Origin of the sequence: Pseudoduganella rivuli, assembly GCF_009674485.1 — a bacterium.
GTDB lineage: Bacteria > Pseudomonadota > Gammaproteobacteria > Burkholderiales > Burkholderiaceae_D > Rugamonas > Rugamonas rivuli_B.
On the sequence record NZ_WKJJ01000020.1, the window covers coordinates 65,212 to 83,063 of the forward strand.

At 62.8% G+C, this 17,852-nt stretch carries 15 protein-coding genes; 10 read left to right on the top strand and 5 right to left on the bottom strand.

What is annotated here, in order from left to right:
• Nucleotides 1–125 precede the first annotated feature (125 nt).
• Nucleotides 126–1,502 carry an adenylosuccinate lyase gene (gene purB, locus GJ700_RS27185; RefSeq protein ID WP_154379925.1) on the bottom strand — a complete coding sequence of 459 codons (1,377 nt, stop codon included), beginning with the start codon at nucleotides 1,500–1,502 and terminating at the stop codon, nucleotides 126–128.
• A gap of 237 nt (nucleotides 1,503–1,739) precedes the next feature.
• Between purB and GJ700_RS27190 the strand changes: the two genes are divergently transcribed.
• The 6 genes from GJ700_RS27190 (at nucleotide 1,740) to GJ700_RS27215 (ending at nucleotide 10,216) form a co-directional block, all read left to right on the top strand.
• Nucleotides 1,740–2,348 carry a glutathione S-transferase family protein gene (locus tag GJ700_RS27190; RefSeq protein WP_154379927.1) on the top strand — a complete coding sequence of 203 codons (609 nt, stop codon included), beginning with the start codon at nucleotides 1,740–1,742 and terminating at the stop codon, nucleotides 2,346–2,348.
• Between the two features lie 94 nt (nucleotides 2,349–2,442).
• Nucleotides 2,443–3,438: a LacI family DNA-binding transcriptional regulator gene (locus tag GJ700_RS27195; protein WP_154380053.1), complete on the top strand. Its 996-nt coding sequence runs from the start codon at nucleotides 2,443–2,445 to the stop codon at nucleotides 3,436–3,438.
• A gap of 223 nt (nucleotides 3,439–3,661) precedes the next feature.
• Nucleotides 3,662–6,013, top strand: coding sequence for a TonB-dependent receptor domain-containing protein (locus tag GJ700_RS27200; RefSeq protein WP_154379929.1), 2,352 nt, complete (start codon nucleotides 3,662–3,664; stop codon nucleotides 6,011–6,013).
• A gap of 4 nt (nucleotides 6,014–6,017) precedes the next feature.
• Nucleotides 6,018–7,901, top strand: a complete 1,884-nt coding sequence (locus tag GJ700_RS27205) for an alpha-amylase family protein (protein WP_229507276.1) — start codon at nucleotides 6,018–6,020, stop codon at nucleotides 7,899–7,901.
• Nucleotides 7,898–8,857 carry a PfkB family carbohydrate kinase gene (locus GJ700_RS27210; protein WP_229507277.1) on the top strand — a complete coding sequence of 320 codons (960 nt, stop codon included), beginning with the start codon at nucleotides 7,898–7,900 and terminating at the stop codon, nucleotides 8,855–8,857. The genes GJ700_RS27205 and GJ700_RS27210 overlap by 4 nt, the downstream gene beginning before the upstream one ends.
• Nucleotides 8,858–8,881: 24 nt before the next feature.
• Entirely contained in the window at nucleotides 8,882–10,216 is a 1,335-nt protein-coding gene (locus tag GJ700_RS27215; RefSeq protein WP_154379931.1) for an MFS transporter, read from the top strand.
• A gap of 57 nt (nucleotides 10,217–10,273) precedes the next feature.
• Here GJ700_RS27215 and bfr read toward each other — a convergent pair whose 3' ends face one another.
• Nucleotides 10,274–10,750, bottom strand: a complete 477-nt coding sequence (gene bfr, locus GJ700_RS27220) for a bacterioferritin (protein ID WP_154379933.1) — start codon at nucleotides 10,748–10,750, stop codon at nucleotides 10,274–10,276.
• Between the two features lie 202 nt (nucleotides 10,751–10,952).
• Between bfr and GJ700_RS27225 the strand changes: the two genes are divergently transcribed.
• On the top strand, nucleotides 10,953–11,633 hold the full coding sequence (locus GJ700_RS27225) for a Fe2+-dependent dioxygenase (RefSeq protein WP_154379935.1): 681 nt from the start codon (nucleotides 10,953–10,955) through the stop codon (nucleotides 11,631–11,633).
• A 53-nt stretch (nucleotides 11,634–11,686) separates the two neighbouring features.
• Here GJ700_RS27225 and GJ700_RS27230 read toward each other — a convergent pair whose 3' ends face one another.
• A complete protein-coding gene (locus tag GJ700_RS27230) occupies nucleotides 11,687–12,391 on the bottom strand; it encodes an energy transducer TonB (protein ID WP_154379937.1) in 705 nt (234 codons plus the stop codon).
• A 7-nt stretch (nucleotides 12,392–12,398) separates the two neighbouring features.
• Nucleotides 12,399–12,605 carry a (2Fe-2S)-binding protein gene (locus tag GJ700_RS27235; RefSeq protein WP_154379939.1) on the bottom strand — a complete coding sequence of 69 codons (207 nt, stop codon included), beginning with the start codon at nucleotides 12,603–12,605 and terminating at the stop codon, nucleotides 12,399–12,401.
• 204 nt (nucleotides 12,606–12,809) lie between these two features.
• Here GJ700_RS27235 and GJ700_RS27240 point away from each other — a divergent pair, with 204 nt between their 5' ends.
• The 3 genes from GJ700_RS27240 to GJ700_RS27250 are packed head-to-tail and all read left to right on the top strand — an operon-like array spanning nucleotide 12,810 to nucleotide 15,276.
• Nucleotides 12,810–13,073, top strand: a complete 264-nt coding sequence (locus GJ700_RS27240; RefSeq protein ID WP_154379941.1) for a FeoA family protein — start codon at nucleotides 12,810–12,812, stop codon at nucleotides 13,071–13,073.
• Nucleotides 13,074–13,076: 3 nt separating this feature from the next.
• The gene (gene feoB, locus GJ700_RS27245; RefSeq protein WP_154379944.1) at nucleotides 13,077–14,966 is read left to right on the top strand and encodes a ferrous iron transporter B; all 1,890 of its coding nucleotides are present in this window, start codon (nucleotides 13,077–13,079) and stop codon (nucleotides 14,964–14,966) included.
• 1 nt (nucleotide 14,967) lies between these two features.
• Nucleotides 14,968–15,276, top strand: a complete 309-nt coding sequence (locus tag GJ700_RS27250) for a DUF6587 family protein (RefSeq protein WP_154379946.1) — start codon at nucleotides 14,968–14,970, stop codon at nucleotides 15,274–15,276.
• A gap of 163 nt (nucleotides 15,277–15,439) precedes the next feature.
• Here GJ700_RS27250 and GJ700_RS27255 read toward each other — a convergent pair whose 3' ends face one another.
• Complete coding sequence (locus GJ700_RS27255) at nucleotides 15,440–17,782, bottom strand: catecholate siderophore receptor Fiu (protein ID WP_154379948.1); 2,343 nt, start codon at nucleotides 17,780–17,782, stop codon at nucleotides 15,440–15,442.
• Nucleotides 17,783–17,852: the final 70 nt, after the last annotated feature.

Sequence of the window (17,852 nt, forward strand, 5' to 3'; positions counted from 1 at the left end):
AGAAACGGGAACTCTGCTGAACGCGAAGATTAGGTAACGCTTAAGGGTATAAAAAAGGCGGATCAGTGATCCGCCTATACTGTACAGCAGTTCCGACACGTTGCATGTCGGAACTTTAATATTGCTTAGATGGCTTTGGCCAGCTTGTCGGCGATGCCGATGTAATTCGCCGGGGTCATCTGCAGCAGCACATCCTTGGCTTCCTGCGGGATCGCCAGGCCGTTGATGAACACTTGCAGCGCATCTTTCGAAATGCCTTTGCCGCGGGTCAGTTCTTTCAACTGTTCATACGGGTTTTCAATGCCATAGCGGCGCATCACGGTTTGCACCGGCTCGGCCAGCACTTCCCACGATGCGTCCAGGTCGGCCGCCAGGCGCTGTGGATTGACTTCCAGCTTGTTCAGGCCGCGCAGGCAGCTGTCGTAGGCCAGCAAGGTGTAGCCCAGGCCCACGCCGATGTTGCGCAGTACGGTGGAGTCGGTCAGGTCGCGCTGCATGCGGGACACCGGCAGTTTTTCCGACAGGTGCTTCAGCACGGCGTTGGCCAGACCCAGGTTGCCTTCCGAGTTTTCGAAATCGATCGGGTTGACTTTGTGCGGCATGGTGGACGAACCGATTTCGCCGGCCTTCAGCTTTTGTTTGAAGTAGCCCAGCGACACGTAGGTCCAGATGTCGCGGTTCAAGTCCAGCAGGATGGTGTTGACGCGGGCAAAGGCGTCGAACAGTTCGGCCATGTAGTCGTGCGGCTCGATCTGGATGGTGTACGGGTTGAACACCAGGCCCAGGCGCTGTTCGATGACGTTCTTCGAGAAGGTTGGCCAGTCGAACGATGGGTAAGCGGACAGGTGGGCGTTGTAGTTACCCACGGCGCCATTCATCTTGCCCAGGATTTCCACCTGCTCGATGCGCTTGATGGCGCGCTGCAGGCGGGCCACCACGTTGGCGAATTCCTTGCCCAGGGTGGTCGGGCTGGCGGTCTGGCCGTGGGTGCGCGACAGCATCGGCAGTTCCGCGTTGACATGGGCAATTTCCGTCAGCTTGGCCACCACCGCGTTCAGCGAAGGCAGCATCACGCCGTCGCGGGCGGCTTTCAGCATCATGCCGTGTGACGTGTTGTTGATGTCTTCCGACGTGCAGGCGAAGTGGATGAATTCGGAAGCGGCCACCAGTTCCGGCACGTCCTTCACCTGTTCCTTCAGCCAGTACTCGACCGCCTTGACGTCATGGTTGGTGACGGCTTCGATTTCCTTGATGCGGGCCGCATCGGCTTCCGAGAAGTCCGACGCCAGCTTGTCCAGCAGCGCGGTGGCTTCGGCGGAAAACGGCTTGATTTCCGCAAAGCCGGCTTGCGACAGTGCTTGCAGCCAGGAAATTTCAACTTTCACGCGGTTGTGCATGAAGCCGGCTTCGGACAGGATCGGGCGCAGCTTGTCGGTCTTCGATGCATAACGGCCGTCCAGCGGGGACAGGGCCGACAGGGTGGAGTAGGGCGTAGTGGTCATGGGAAGCGGGGTGCTAAGTTAAAAGTGGGTGATGCGGGCCTGCGTTGTGTGTAAGCCACGGCGCAACTGTGTCACGGCGTGGCGGCGACAGCCGAAAAAACAGGCAGAAAACAGGTGAAGCGGTGATTTTACCATTGCCCGGCCGGCCGCCGCCCAATGGCTGCCGGCGGCGACCGGTAGTCGATGGGCGCCCGAGCCGATGCTATACTGCGATCTAACCTCCTTTTGTTAGCGTCTATGAAACTTATCGGTTCTCTCGCCAGTCCTTACGTAAGGAAAGTCCGGGTTGTCCTGGCTGAAAAAAAGCTCGATTACCAGTTTGAGCTGGAAAACGTGTGGGACGCGGATACGCGCATCCACGACGTCAATCCCCTCGGCAAAGTTCCCTGCCTGATCATGGAAGATGGCCATGCGCTGGTCGATTCGCGCGTCATGGTGGAATATCTCGATACGTTGACGCCGGTGTGCAAGCTGTTGCCGCCGAATGGCCGCGAGCGCGCCGACATCAAATGCTGGGAAGCCGTGGCGGACGGCGTGCTGGACGCGGGCGTGCTGGTGCGCCTGGAGCGCACGCAGCGCCCGGCCGCGCAACAGAGCCAGGAGTGGATCAACCGCCAGCTGCAAAAGGTAAGCCAGGGCCTGGCGTTCCTGTCGGACAAGCTGGGCGAATCGCCGTACTGCGCGGGCAACCATTATTCGCTGGCCGACGTGGCCGTCGGCTGCACGGTCGGCTGGCTGGCGTTCCGCTTCCCGGAAATCGACTGGCGCGGCGACCATCCGAACCTGGCCCGCCTGTACGATAAATTGTCCGAGCGTCCATCGTTCCGCGACACCGTCCCGCAATAAGCTGATGCCGAAAAAAGCGCCTGCGCAGCCCGATGCGGCTGCGCCGCCTGCCCCCCCTTCTTCCCTGTCGAACGCGGAAAAACGCCGCTTGCAAATGGCCGACATCGCACGCCTGGCCGGCGTGTCGACGTCGACGGTGTCGCGCGCCCTCAGCGGCAGCAAGCTGGTCAACCAGGAAACCCGCGACCGCGTGATGGAGCTGGCGCGCTCGCTGAAATACACGATCAATATCGGCGCACAAAACCTGCGCCTCAAGCAAAACCGCACGGTGGGCGTGGTGATTCCCGCCGTCTCCGATACCCATACGCGCCAGCACCTGACGGACCCGTTCTTTCTCGGCATGCTGGGCAGCCTGGCCGACGCGCTGACGGAGCAGGGCTTCGACATGCTGCTGTCGCGCGTCGATGCCGACCAATTGGATGCGGCCGCGCAGCCGTACGACACGGGCCGCGTGATCGGCGTGATCCTGATCGGCCAGTGGCGCCACCACGACCAGTTGAACCAGATGGCGGCGCGGGGCGTCCCCATCGTCGTGTGGGGCGCGCAATTGCCGCAGCAACTGTATTGCACGGTGGGCGGCGACAACGTGGCCGGCGGCTTGCTGGCCACGCGCCACTTGCTGCAACAGGGCCGCCGCCGCATCGCCTTCCTTGGCGACATCCAGTTGCCGGAAGCGGCGATGCGCTACCAGGGGTATTGCCAGGCGCTGCAGGAGCAGGGACTGGCGCCCGATCCCGCCTTGCAGGTGTCCGTGTCCTTCCTGCCGGAGGGCGGCACGGAAGGCGTGCAGGAACTGGCGCGCCGTGGCGCGACGTATGACGCGCTGTTTGCCTGCAGCGACTTGCTGGCCATGACGGCGATTAACGCATTGCGCGCACAGGGCCGCACCGTGCCGCACGACGTGGCCGTGGCCGGTTACGACGATATCGAACAGTCCACTTACTTCCACCCGCCGCTGACCACTGTGCGCCAGCCGCTGGCCGATGCCGGCCGCGCCCTGGTCGCCACGCTGCTGGAACTGGCCGAAGGCCGCAGCGCCGCGTCGCAACAACTCCCCACCGAACTGATCGTACGCGCCAGCAGCGTGTGACGCTGTCATCCTCGCGAACGCGAGGACCCATAGACCGCTTGCCTTATCTATGCGTGCAATTGCAACCGGTTGCAGTGTTAAGCACGCATGTGCTGAAAATACTTTGAAAAATGTCTTTGCAATCGATTGCAATAAAAATTAAGTTGATGAATAATGTGGCATCTGCAGTGCAGAACCCACAGCCGCCAGCGCAGCGGCGCCCACAACAATCGGAGGAGATATCATGCAAGTTCGTACCGCCCAGCGCGGCCGCATGGCGACCGCTGTCGCCGCCGCCCTGATGCACTTTGCCGCCCAAGCCCAGCAGGCAACCGACACGGCCGCCGACACCCCGGCCGCCGCCGCTGAAACCGCCGCGCCAGTCGCCGCTGCACCTGCTCCTGCGCCTGCCGCAGCCGACGGCTTGAAAATGGAACGCATCGTCGTGACCGGCACTGCCCGTGGCCAGTCGAAAATGAAAACCAGTGTGTCGGTCTCCACCATGGACGACGACGCCATTGCCCGCGCCGTTCCCACCAGCGCCGCGGAGCTGCTGCGCTCGATTCCAGGCTTGCGCGCCGAATCGTCGGGCGGCGAAGGCAACGCCAACATCACCGTGCGCGGCGTGCCGATTTCCGCCGGCGGTTCGCGCTACGTGCAAATGCAGGAAGATGGCTTGCCGGTATTGCAGTCCGGCGACTTCAACTTCATCACGCCGGACAGCTACGTGAAAATCGATGGCACGCTGGACCACGTGGAAGCTGTGCGCGGCGGTTCCGCGTCGACCCTGGCCAGCAATTCGCCGGGCGGCATCATCAACTTCATCAGCAAGACCGGCGACAACAAGGGCGGCAGCATCGGTATCACGCGCGGCCTCGATTACGACCAGACCCGCTATGACTTTTCGTATGGCGCACCGCTGACGGATAAAACCCGCTTCTTCATCGGCGGCCATTACCGCACGGGCGAAGGCATCCGCCCCACCGGCATGAGCACGGAAAGCGGCGGCCAGATCAAGGGCAACCTGACGCACGAATTCGACCGCGGCTACCTGCGCCTGTCGTTCAAGCACCTCGACGACAAGACGCCTACGGCGCTGCCGGTGCCGGTCTCTGTCACCAATGGCCGCATCAGTGAAATCGCCGGTATCGATCCGCGCACGGCCAGCTTCTATTCGCCGTACTGGGTACAGGACGTCTCGCTGGCCAAGGGCAACAACAAGGTGTCGTCCAACGTCAACGATGGCCTGGCCGTGAAGAGCGACACGTTCGGCGTGGCCCTGTCGCTGGACCTGGGGCAAGGCGTGGCGCTGACGGAATCCTTCCGCCACGCCCGCAACTCGGGCCGCTTTGTCGGCGTGTTCCCGGCCGATAACGGCGCCAATGGCAGCTACACCATCGCCACCGGCCCGCAGGCGGGGCAGGCGTATAACGGCCGCGCCTTCCATGCCGTGGTGTTCAACACGTCGATCGATGACGCGGGCAATACGCTGAACGACGTGAAATTGTCGAAGACCTGGAACGTCGACGGCGGCAAGCTCACCGGCACGGCCGGCCTGTACACGTCGCAGCAAAAGCTGGGGCTGACGTGGAACTTCAATGAATACCTGCTGCAGGCGAAAACCGACAGCCCCGCGCTGCTGAAAACGGCGAGCGCCACCCCCGGCTATATCGGCCCGGCATGGGGCAATTGCTGCATGCGCGCCGTCGACATGGAATACAAGCTGGTGTCGCCGTATGTGAACGTGGGCTGGGAACAGGGCCCGTTGAACGTGGACGCCAGCGTGCGCCGCGACAGCCAGCGCGCCACCGGCAGCGCCAACATCGCCACCGGCGGCGTGCGCTACGAGCCGGCCACGCAGCAACTGGTCAACTATGACCTGGCGCACACGTCGTATTCGGTGGGCGGCAACTACCAGTTGCAGCGCAACCTGGCCCTGTTTGCCCGCGTCAGCGATGGCGTCGCGTTCAACGCGGACCGTATCCTGTTCGGCACGCCGCTCGACGGCAGCGCACCGGTCAGCATCAATACGGTCAAACAAATCGAAGGCGGCCTGAAATGGCGCCAGGGCGGCGCCAGCGCATTCGTGACGCTGTTCCACGCGAAAACCGCCGAGAGCAATTACGAAGCCACCACCCGCATCAGCACGTCGAATCGCTACAGCGCGAAAGGCGTGGAACTGGAAGCGGCATACAGCGCGGGCGATTTCCGTATCAACGGCGGCCTGACTGTCACCGATGCCGAAATCACCGGCACGGCGCCGGGCCAGGAAGCCGCAATCGGCCATACGCCGCGCCGCCAGGCCAAGGTTGTGTACCAGCTGGCGCCCAGCTACACCATCGGCGACGCCACCGTGAGCCTGTCGCTGATCGGCACCGGCAAATCGTGGGCTGACGATGCGAACACCATCCGCATGCCGGCTTACCACGTGGTCAACGCCAGCGTGCAATACCTGGTGACGCCGCAGGCGACCGTGACGCTGTCCGCGAACAACCTGTTCAACAAACTGGGCTACACCGAAGTGGAGGGCGACGGCCATGCCGCGCGCGCCATCTCGGGCCGTGCCATCAAGGCCAGCCTGCAATATTCGTTCTGAAGCGATGACTGACTTTTCTGATATTCCTGTGTCCATGCAAGCGCTGCTGGCGCCGCTGTCTGGCGGGTTGCGCGAAACGGCGGCCCGCCGTTACGCGGTGCAGCACGCCGTGCTGCATCAGCGGCTGTTTTCCCTGTACGGCCAGCGCCCCGACTTCCCGCAGTGGTACGCGGTGTTGCTGGGCGCGGTCGGCGGCCTGCTGGCGCGGCGGCCGATTGCGCTGCAGGCGCAGGACGCGCGCCGCGAAGCGGATCCGGACTGGTTCCTCGACCAGCGCATGCTGGGTTATTGCAGTTACGTGGACCGCTTCGGCGGCTCGTTGCAGGGCGTGGCGCACCGCATTCCATATCTGGAAGAGCTGGGCGTGCGCTACCTGCACTTGCTGCCATTCCTGCGTCCCCGCAGCGGTGAAAACGATGGCGGCTTCGCGGTGGCCAGCTTTGACGACGTCGACCCGAAACTGGGTGAAAACGGCGACCTCGACCGGCTGGCGGATAAACTGCGCCAGGCCGGCATCAGCCTGTGCTCGGACTTCATCCTCAACCACGTGGCCGATGACCACGCGTGGGCACAGGCGGCCAAGGCCGGCGATCCGGCTATGCGCGATTACTTCATCGTGTATCCGGACCGCACCATGCCGGACCGCCATGAAGCCACGCTGGGGCAAGTGTTCCCGCAAGTGGCGCCCGGCAATTTCACGTATGTGGAAGCGATGGGCGGCTGGGTGTGGACCACGTTTTATCCCTACCAGTGGGATTTGAATTACGCCAATCCCGCGGTGTTTGCGGAAATGGCGCAAGCGCTGCTGCGGCTGGCGAACCGGGGAATCGACGTGTTCCGCCTCGATTCCACCGCGTTCCTGTGGAAGCGCGAGGGCACCAACAGCATGAACCAGCCGGAAGCCCATTTGCTGTTGCAGGCGCTGCGCGCCATCGTGGCGATTGCCGCGCCGGGCGTGCTGCTGAAGGCCGAAGCCATCGTGCCGACCCGCGAATTGCCCGCCTACCTGGGCAACCAGGGCAGCGACGGTGGCGCGGCGGAATGCCATATCGCTTACCACAGCAGCCTGATGGCGGCGGGATGGGGCGCATTGGCCGAGCAGGATGCGGCGCTGCTGAAAGCCGTGATCGCCCGCACGCCGGACTTGCCGCCGGCCGCGTCGTGGCTGTCGTACGTGCGCTGCCATGACGATATCGGCTGGAACGTGTTGCGTTCGGAAGCGGCGGAAGAGGGCGGGGATGCTGCCGCGCGGCTGGCGAAAATCGCTCGCTTTTATACGGGCGCAGAAGGAAGTTACGCGGCGGGCGCATCGTTCCAGAGCAGCGACCCGAATGCCGCGCATGGCAGCAATGGCGCCACCGCATCGCTGCTGGGATTGCAGAGTGCCGGCAACGAGGTTGAGCGCGACGCGGCGCTGCGGCGCAACCTGCTGCTGCATGGCCTGGCGCTGGCATTTGGCGCGTTGCCGGTGCTGTACATGGGCGACGAACTGGCGCAACTGAACGACAACAGTTACCTCCAGCGCCCGCAGCACGCGATGGACAGCCGCTGGCTGCAGCGGCCATACCTGGACGATGTGGCGCTGTTGCAGCGCGACGATGCCGGCACGGATGCGGGCCGCATGTTCATGGGCTTGCGCGCGTTGCTGGGCGCACGGCGCCGTCTGCCGGCGCTGGCGGCGGGCGCGCCGCGCACGGTATTGCCATCGGCGCCGGCATTGCTGGCGCTGGCGCGTGGCGACGATTTTATTTGTCTGTGCAATTTCTCGGCCCGGGCGCAGACGCAGGCGCTGGACGGCGCATGGTCCGATTGCTTGACCGGCCAGGCCTTTTCAGGTGAAGTGGTGCTGGAACCGTACGCCCTGCTGTGGCTGGAGCGCGCGACATGAATGCACAGGAGAAGACGATGGTCAGGCAGGAAATTGCAGTATTCGGTGAAGCACTGGTCGACGATTTCGGCAGCGTGCAAGTGGTGGGCGGCGCCCCGTTCAACGTGGCGCGCCACCTGGCCGGACTGGGCTTGCAGCCGCTGATGATCACCCGTATCGGCAATGATGCGAATGGCGCGCTGGTGCGGGGGGAGTTCGAACGCTACCGGATGGACGAGGCAGGATTGCAAACGGGAACCGGTGAAGCCACCGGCCGTGTCGCGGTGGAAATGGCGGCCGATGGCAGCCATCGCTTCGACATCCTGCCGCACCAGGCGTATGACGCCATCGATGCCCAGGCCGCCGTGCAGGCATTGGCGAAGGCGCAACCGGACGTGTTGTATTTCGGAACGCTGGTGCAGCGCGAGGAAGCGTCGCGCGCCGCCTTGCACGCCGTACAAAAGGCGGCGGGGGCGCAGCGCTACCTGGACTTGAATTTGCGCGACGGGCAATACACGGAACGCACGGTCTTCGATTCGCTGGCGCAGGCCGACATCCTGAAAGTCAACGACGACGAACTGGCGCAATTGTTCGACTGGTACAGCCACCAGTGTCCGCCACTGGACGATATGGCCAGCCTCGACGTGCGCATGGCGTGCGCGGAGCTGATGTCGAACTTCAGTTTGCAGGGCATGATCGTCACGCTGGGACCGCGCGGTGCCGTGTATTTCAGCGCCGATGGCGGCATGACGGCGGTGGCCGGCGCGCCGGTGGACAAGCTGGTCGACACGGTGGGCGCCGGCGACGCGTTTTCCGCCGTCTTCCTGCTGGGCCGCGCGCGCGGTTGGCCGCTGGACACTACGCTGGAGCGGGCCAATGCCTTTGCCGGCGCCGTGTGCGGTCTGGCCGGCGCGGTGCCGGGCGACATGCGCTTTTATTCTGACTGGATCGGCCGCTGGCACCGTAGCGCGGACTGATCCCCACCCAACCGGAGCATCCAAATGGCGCAGTACAAACCACGCCTGTCGTTCTGGCAAGTGGTCAACATGAACGTGGGCTTCTTTGGCATCCAGTTCAGTTTTGGCCTGCAACAAAGCAGCATGAGTCCCATCTATAAATACCTGGGCGCCGACGAAGCCAGTCTGCCTTACCTGTGGCTGGCGGGGCCCGTCACGGGACTGCTGGTGCAGCCGCTGATCGGTGCGATGAGCGACCGCACGGTGTCGCGCTGGGGACGGCGCACACCGTACTTCCTGATCGGCGCCATCCTGTGCAGCCTGGGCTTGCTGGCCATGCCGTTCAGTCCCGCGCTGTGGATGGCGGCCAGCCTGCTGTGGATCCTGGACGCGGCCAACAATGTGACGATGGAGCCCTACCGCGCCTTTGTCAGCGACCGGCTGGACCAGGAGCAGCATTCGATCGGCTTCCTCACGCAAAGCGCGTTTACGGGGCTGGGGCAAACGCTGGCGTACTTGACGCCGTCACTGCTGGTGGCGTTCGGCATGAACCGCGACGCGGTCAACAGCCATCACATCCCCCACACGGTGATTGCCGCGTTTTTGATCGGCGCCGTGTTTTCGCTGGCGTCCGTGCTGTGGACCGTCAGGACCACGCCGGAACTGCCATTGGAACCGGCCGAACTGGCGCGCATGAAAGCCGCGCCGGGCGGCTGGCGCGATACGCTGGCGGAAATCGTCGATGCCTTGCGCGACATGCCGTTGACCATGCGCCAGCTGGCGCTGGTCAAGCTGTTCCAGTGGTACGCGATGTTTTGCTATTGGCAGTACATCATGCTGTCGCTGTCGTCGACCTTGTACGGCACCACGGATTCGGCATCGCCGGGCTTCCGCCAGGCGGGCTTGCTGAACGGGGAAATCGGCGCGTTCTACAACTTCGTCGCCTTCCTTGCCGCCTTTGCACTGGTGCCGTTCACGCGCCGCTACGGGCCGAAGACCATGCACAGCGTGTGCCTGGCGCTGGCCGGTGTGGGCATGCTGTGCCTGCCGCTGATCACGTCGCCGGCGCTGCTGTACGTGCCGATGATCGGCATCGGCCTGGCGTGGGCCAGCATGATGGGCAATCCGTACGTGATGCTGGCGGGCAGCATTCCTGCGCACCGCACGGGCGTTTATATGGGCATTTTCAACATGTTCATCGTGATCCCGATGATCATCCAGATCCTCACCTTGCCGCTGTATTACCACGCGTGGCTGGGTGGTCATCCGGAAAACGTGATCAGGCTGGCGGGCGCGCTGTTGCTGTGCGGAGCGGTGGCGGTGCTGTTTGTGAAGGTGGCGGGGAAAGACGCGCCGCTGGCGCACGGCGTACCCGCATAAAGAACAAAGGCGCCGCGTTGCGAAACGGGGCGCCTTTGGTACGTCAGCAGGGGGCGGTTACTCGGCGCCGCCCATCTGGCTTTGCAGGTAATTCTGCAGGCCGATCTTGCCGATCAGGTCGATCTGGGTTTCCAGCCACTCGATGTGTTCTTCCGTATCTTCCAGGATCATCAGCAGCAAATCGCGCGACACGTAGTCGGTGGCTTTTTCCGCCGTGGCGATGCCTTCCTTGATCGTCACGTGTGCGGCGCGTTCCAGTTTCAGGTCGCATTCCAGCATTTCCTGCGTGGATTCGCCAATCAGCAACTTGTGCAGCGCTTGCAGGTTCGGCAAGCCGTCCAGCATCAGGATGCGGTCGATCAGTTTGTCGGCGTGTTTCATTTCGCCGATCGATTCTTCGTATTCCTTCTTCGCCAGCTTTTCGAAACCCCAGTGACGGTACATGCGGGCATGCAGGAAGTACTGGTTAATCGCAGTCAATTCATTGGTCAGCTGAGCATTCAGCAGACGGATCACGTCTTTATCGCCCTTCATGGGATGGCCTTTTTTGTATGTTGATGGAGCGGGATTTTTCGCCATTTTGCCACGAACTTGCTGATAACTCTAAGTAAATGTTGGAAAAGTAGCCAGATAACAGTGGTGGCAAAAATGCTGGTGAGAGCGCGAATAATAATCGTTCTCATTATGCTGGCGATGCCGCATAATAATGGTTGAGCCAACCGCAAGGGATCGCACCATGATGCTGCACATACCCGGCATTTTGACGCCGGATCAAGTCAATTATTTCCGCCAGAAGATGGCGGGCTCGGAATGGATCGATGGCCGCGCCAGCGTGGGGGCGCAGGGCGCGCAAGTCAAACGCAATCGCCAGCTGGCCGAAGGTTCGCCGCTGGCGCTGGAACTGGGCGACATCGTGACGCGCGCGCTGACCGCCAATCCGCTGTTCTTTTCCGCCGTGCTGCCGCACCGCATCCTGCCGCCGTATTTCAACAGCTACGCCGGCGGCGAACAATATGGTTTGCACATCGATGGCGCGGTGCGCGTCAACAGCGTGAATATGCAGAGCATGCGGGCGGACGTGTCGACCACTGTGTTTCTCAGCAACCCGGACGAATATGACGGCGGCGAATTGATCGTCATGGATACCTATGGCGCCCATGAAGTGAAATTGCCGGCCGGCGATGCGATCGTGTACCCCTCCAGCAGTATCCACCGCGTCGCGCCCGTGACGCGGGGCGAACGGGTGGCGTCATTCCTGTGGACGCAAAGCATGGTGCGCGACGACTGGCGGCGCTCGATGTTGTTCGACCTGGACCAGAACATCCAGAAACTGCGCGCGCAGATTGGTGATGGGGATGCGGTGGTGGGACTGACGGGGCATTACCACAACCTGTTGCGGATGTGGGCGGACATGTGAGGAGGGCAGGGCGGATTGGCCGGCCAATCCGCCCTGCAGCAATCGCTGGTTGATCAGCTCAGCTGGAAATTGATCGGCACCAGCACATACACCGGCACGGCTTTGCCATCTTCCACGTAAGGTTTGAACAGTGCGCGCATCGCGGCCTGGCGGCCGGCTTCGTCGAGGTTGGTGAAGCCGGACGATTTATGGATTTGCACTTGCTCGGCCTGGCCTTTTTCACTGATCAGCACGCGCAGCATGACGACGCCGGTTTCACCCAGGCGCTTGGAGACCGATGGGTACACCAGCGCCGGCGGGCGCACATATTCCACGCCCTGGACCGTACGCGGCGTGGCCGGCGCCGGTGGCGCGGGTGGCGCCGGCGGTGCGGCAGGCGCGGCGGCCGGCGTGGCCGGGGCTTCCTGCGCCACGCGTGGTGCGGGCGGCGGCAGGGTGATGGTGTTTTCCACCTGAATATTCAATTGCGGCAGTGGCGGCGGAGCAACGGTCGGCGCTTTGGCGACTTCAACCGTCTTTGGCTGTGGCTTGCTTTCAGGAGGTGGCGGCGGGGTGACGAACGTGACCATGACCGGCTCCGGCATGACCGCTTGCACGGCGCTGTGCAGCATACCGGATTGCAGCATGGCGGCCAAGCCGACATGCAAGCCTACGACAACGGATACTTTGATCAGCTTGCCGCGCTTTTCGTGCCACAGCGCAGATAAGCCGGAAAGCGGGTTCTCGGCACTGGCGGCCGGTATCGTCATCGTAGTCATAGCGTCCTTAGGCAGTAAATGAAGGGCGCTTGAGCACGGTTTCGTTCAAGCTGCCCAGGTGTTCATTCAGGATTTCCGCAGCGGTATCGGCGCACTGGCCACAGCAAGTGGCGAGGCCCAGGTCGCGGCGCAATTCATCCAAAGAAGTGATACCCAGTTCGATGGCTTGACGGACTTCGCGGTCGGAGATGTTGTTGCAGACACAAACGATCATTGCGTTACCTTCTGGCTAAACGGGATGGTGGTTGATAACGTTCTTGCACTGTTGCATCTTGGTTAATGAGAATCGTTATCATTACGTTTCCTATTCTGCCGCAGTCCAGCGTACAATGCAAGAAAATCCTGAGAATACAAACCATTCCCATTTACGCTTTATAATGGCTGCACAAAATTTCCTCACAGAACCCTCGGAATGACCATGACGCAAGCCCCTACCTTGATTCAGCTCGACACGCTGGCTGTCGGCAAGAGCGGCACCGTGGTCCACGTTGCTCCAGGTAATTATGAAGATGGCGCCGACCTCGCACGGCGCCTGATGGAACTGGGTTTTGTGCCAGGTGAACGTATCCGCATGCTGAAACGCGGCATGCCGGGCGGCGAACCGCTGGCCATTAAAGTTGGCAATGCGACGTTCGCCTTGCGCCGTTTCGAAGCGGCGCTGATCTCTATCCAACCGGAATAAAACATGGGCGCAGTAGAAAAGCCGGCGCAAGCCGTGGCACAGTCGCCGATGGTGGCGCTGCTGGGGAATCCGAATTGCGGCAAGACGGCCCTGTTCAACCGCCTGACCGGTGCGCGCCAGAAGGTGGCGAACTATGCGGGCGTGACGATCGAACGCAAGGAAGGCCAGTTCACGTCGCCGGCAGGCCATCCATTCCGCTTGCTGGATTTGCCTGGCGCCTATAGTTTGTCGGCCCACACGCCGGATGAGGAAATCACGCGCGACGTGGTGGCCGGCCTGCGCGCCGGTGAAGCTGCGCCGGATGTGGTGGTGTGCGTGGTCGACGCCACCAACCTGCGCCTGAACCTGCGCCTGGTATTGGAAATCAAGCGCCTCGGCTTGCCGATGGTGCTGGCGCTGAACATGATGGACGTGGCGCAAAAGCGCGGCATCCTGGTCGATGCGGATTTGCTGTCGAAAGAACTCGGGATGCCGGTGGTGCAAACCGTGGCGGTGCAAAGCGGCGGCGAAAAAGCGCTGCTGCAGCAACTCGATGGCATGTGGCCGATGCACCAGGGCGTGCCGAACCCGCTGGCCGCCATCGATGCGGTGCCGGTCGAACAGACGCAGCAGGAAGTGCGCCGCATCCTGTCGAAGGTTGTGAACACCACGGCCGACACTGGCAATTTCTCTGAAAAGATCGATGACGTGGTGCTGCACCCGGTAGCCGGTCCCATCATCCTCGCGGTGCTGATGTTCCTGGTGTTCCAGGCCGTGTTCAGCTGGGCCGCCGTGCCGATGGACTTCATCAAGGAAAGCGTGGAAGGCGTTGGGTCCATAGTGAAAGAGCATATGGCCGATGGCGTCCTGCGTTCGCTGCTGGTCGACGGCATCCTGGGCGGCGTCGGCAGCGTGCTGGTCTTCCTGCCGCAGATTCTGATCCTGTTCTTCTTTATCCTGGTGCTGGAAGATTGCGGCTACCTGCCACGCGCGGCATTCCTGCTGGACCGCCTGATGGGCGGTGTGGGCCTGTCGGGCCGCGCGTTCATTCCGCTGCTGTCCAGCTTTGCCTGCGCGATTCCCGGCGTGATGGCGGCGCGCACCATTCAAAACCCGCGCGACCGCCTGGTGACCATCATGATCGCGCCGCTGATGACGTGTTCCGCGCGCCTGCCGGTGTATGCGCTGGTGATCGCCGCCTTTATCCCTGACCGCATGGTGGCGGGGCTGGTGAACTTGCAGGGGCTGGTGCTGTTCGTGCTGTACGTGGCCGGCATCGTGTCGGCCATGGCCGTGGCGTACTTCATGAAGCGCACGATGGGCGCCAACCGCCAGCAGCCGCTGATGCTGGAACTGCCCAGCTATCACATCCCGCACTTGCGCAACCTGGGCCTGGGCCTGTGGGAACGCGCGAAAATCTTCCTGACCCGCGTGGGGACCATCATCCTGACGTTGATGGTGCTGCTGTGGTTCCTGTCCAGCTTCCCGGGTGCGCCGGACGGCGCCACGCATCCGCCGATTTATTACAGCATCGCGGGGATCCTGGGCCGCGGCCTGGAATACATCTTTGCGCCGATCGGTTTCAACTGGCAGATCTGCATTGCACTGGTGCCGGGGCTGGCCGCGCGTGAAGTGGCGGTGGGCGCGCTGGGTACCGTGTATGCGCTGTCGCAGACGGGCGATGAACTGGCGGCGCAGCTGGAACCGCTGCTGTCGCAAAGCTGGCCGCTGCCGACCGCGCTGGCGCTGCTGGCGTGGTACGTGTTCGCACCGCAGTGCATCTCGACGCTGTCGGTGGTGCGCCGCGAAACGGGCCACGTCCGCTATGCATTCATGATGGCCGGTTACATGTTCGCGCTGGCGTACACGGCGTCGTTCCTTACTTACCGTATCGCATTGGCGCTGGGAGGCTGATATGTGGCAGCAGTTGATTGTTGGCGTGATCGTCGCAGCGTGCGCGCTCCATGCGGCCACGCGCTACCTGCCGGTCGCGTGGCGGCGGCAGATTGTGTATGCACTGTCGCGCCGCGGTTTCGACCAGGCCCGCCTGGCCAAGCTGTTCAAGACTGAACCAAGCTGCGGCAGCGGTTGCGGCAGCTGCGGTGCGGCGTCCTCGTCGTCCGCGTCCGCTTGCGGAACGTCCCCGTCCTCCGGCGCAGCAAGCGCGCCCACCGATTCCTCCAACACGGCCCGCCGCGTGATCCTCCTGCACGTGCAGCGCTGATCTTTTCCCCCTTGGGCGCTCGCCGCGCCGATAACGCCGAATGCGTAGGGCGGTTTTGCCAAAGGCAAAGCCGCCATGCACGCAGGCCGATATCCCTCGCGCAAGCGATACCACCATGAAAAACGCCACCCGAAGGTGGCGCTGGCGTTGAAGCTTGATCCGGTCAGAAGCGGAAATTCGCCGTCAGGCTGCCCGAGCGCGGGGCGCCCGGCGTATAGCGGTAGCCGGACTTGTTGATGGCCTGGATGTAGTCCTTGTCGAACACGTTGTTGATGTTCAGCTGCAGCTCGATGTTGCGGGTGACCGGGTAAGCCGCCATCGCGTTGACCACCCAGTAGGCATCCGCATACGCCGGGGTGCCGACCGCGCCGTCGGTGCCGCGCAGCAGCTTGCCCACGTAGTTGGCGCCGCCGCCCAGTTTCAGGCCCATCGGCAAGGTGTACGACGTCCACACGGTGAACGAATCCTTTGGCGTGTAGCTCAGGCTGTTGTCGCCGCTGGCGGTCATGACCTTGCCGGACGTGACCTTGGTCTTCATGTGCGAGTAGCCGCCGGAGATCAGCCAGTTGCGGGCGATTTCACCCGTCAGGCTCACTTCGATGCCGTCCACGCGCTTCTTGCCGGTCTGGTAGTACAGCAGGTCGGTCGGATCCTGTTCGATCTCGTTACGCACGTCGGTGCGGTAAATCGCACCGGCCAGCGCCAGCTTTTGCTTCAACAAATCCCACTTGCCGCCGATTTCCTTGGTCACCGTGGATTGCGGGTCGAACTTCGGATTGGCCGCGCTGCTGGCCGACGTGCTCAGCTGGAACGTGCCACCGCCCGGAGGCTGCTTGGACGTGGCCACGGTGGCATAGACACTGCTGCTTTCTGTCGGCTTGTACAGCGCGGATAGCTTGCCGGTCAACAGCGTGTCGGCCAGGTCCAGCTTCACCGGCAGGAAGACGCCGGCCGGAACCGGCGGGTTCGACGTGGCCGTGGTCAGCACCACCGCGTCATAGCTGGTGCGGTAGTGGTCGACGCGCACGCCGCCGCTGAACATCCACTGTTCGCCCAGCTTGGCCGTGTCGAACAGGTACAGCGCCTGCGTGTTGGTGGTGGCGTCGCCGTATACGCCATTGCGCTTCGGCGCGGAAGGCGTTTTGAACGCCGCGTCCGGGTTCGGGTGATACAGGTTGGCGTCCGCCAGCACGCCCAGGCTGGCCGTGTCATAGCCATAGGTCAGCTGTTTTTCATTGATGAATTCCAGGCCGGCGACGGCCGTGTGCTTCATGCCCGCGCCATTGAAATCGAAGGTCACCGTGGTCTGGTTGGTCAGCAGCTGGTTTTCCTGGTCCTTGATGGTGCGCAGGTCAGGGCGCTTCAAGGTCCATTGCGCAGCGGGCAGCACCACGCCGACCGCGGTTTCCGTCACGAGGTTGGCGGCATTGCCACGGAAGGCGCTCAGCAAATAATCCTGCTGCGTCTTGCCATAGCGCGACATGTTTTGCAGCTTCACGGACGGCGAGAAGTCGTGGTCGATCCGCACGGTCGCCATGTCGGCCTTGACCTTGTCGTAGTCCGAGGTCGATCCATAGAAGCCGCTCGGGTCGACGCGCTGCGCGTCGTTCAGGTACAGGCGGCGCTTGGCTACCACCGTGTTGGCGCTGTCCGGGCTGGTGTAGCCAGGCAGGCCGATGGTCGGCACGCCGCCATCAGGGATATTGTCCTGGTCCACGTGCAGCAAGCTCAGCGACACGCGGGTCGGGCTGCCGATGCCGAAGCCGATGGTCGGCGCCACGGCCCAGCGCTTGTTTTTCACGACGTCGCGGGCCGGGTTGCCGGAATCCTGCGCCAGCACGTTCAGGCGGAATGCCGTTCCGCTGTTGTAGTCGATGACCTTGTTCAAGTCGGCGGTGGCGCGCTTTTGCTTGCCGCTGCCGGCGGTCACGATGCCCGAATAGGCATCCTGCATGGAGGCTTGCTTGGAGCTCAGGTTGACCGAGCCGGTGGGCGAACCACGGCCGCCGTCCGTACCTGCCGGGCCTTTGACGATGTCGATTTGCTCGACATTGAAGATGTCGCGTGAAATCGAACCCATGTCGCGCACGCCGTCCACGTAAATGCTGGACGAGGCATCGAAGCCGCGCATGTAGATGGCGTCGCCGGTATTGGTGTTGCCGTTTTCACCGAGGAAGAAGGCGCCCACACCCGGGGTGTTGCGCAACGCGTCCGCCAGCGTGACGGCGCCTTGCTGTTCGATCAGTTCTTTCTTGATGACCGTGATGGTTTGCGGCGTATTGACCAGCAATTCCGTGTACTTGTTGGACGTGGCGCGGTCCGCCTTGAAATCGTTCTCTTTCGTGCCTTCCACGCGCACTTCCTGCATCACGCCACCGGAAGCGACCGGCGGGGCGGGCGTGGCGTCTGCGGCGTGTGCTGCTGCAGCAGGCAACAGCATGGCGGCAAGGACAGTACTCATCTGCGAATACGCTGAAGTCGAGTGTTTGCGGCTCTTGATTGCCATGATCTTTTTCTTGGGAAAGTAGTGAATATCCGAAAGATGATAGCAACTTCCCATTGCTAAGTAAATGTGA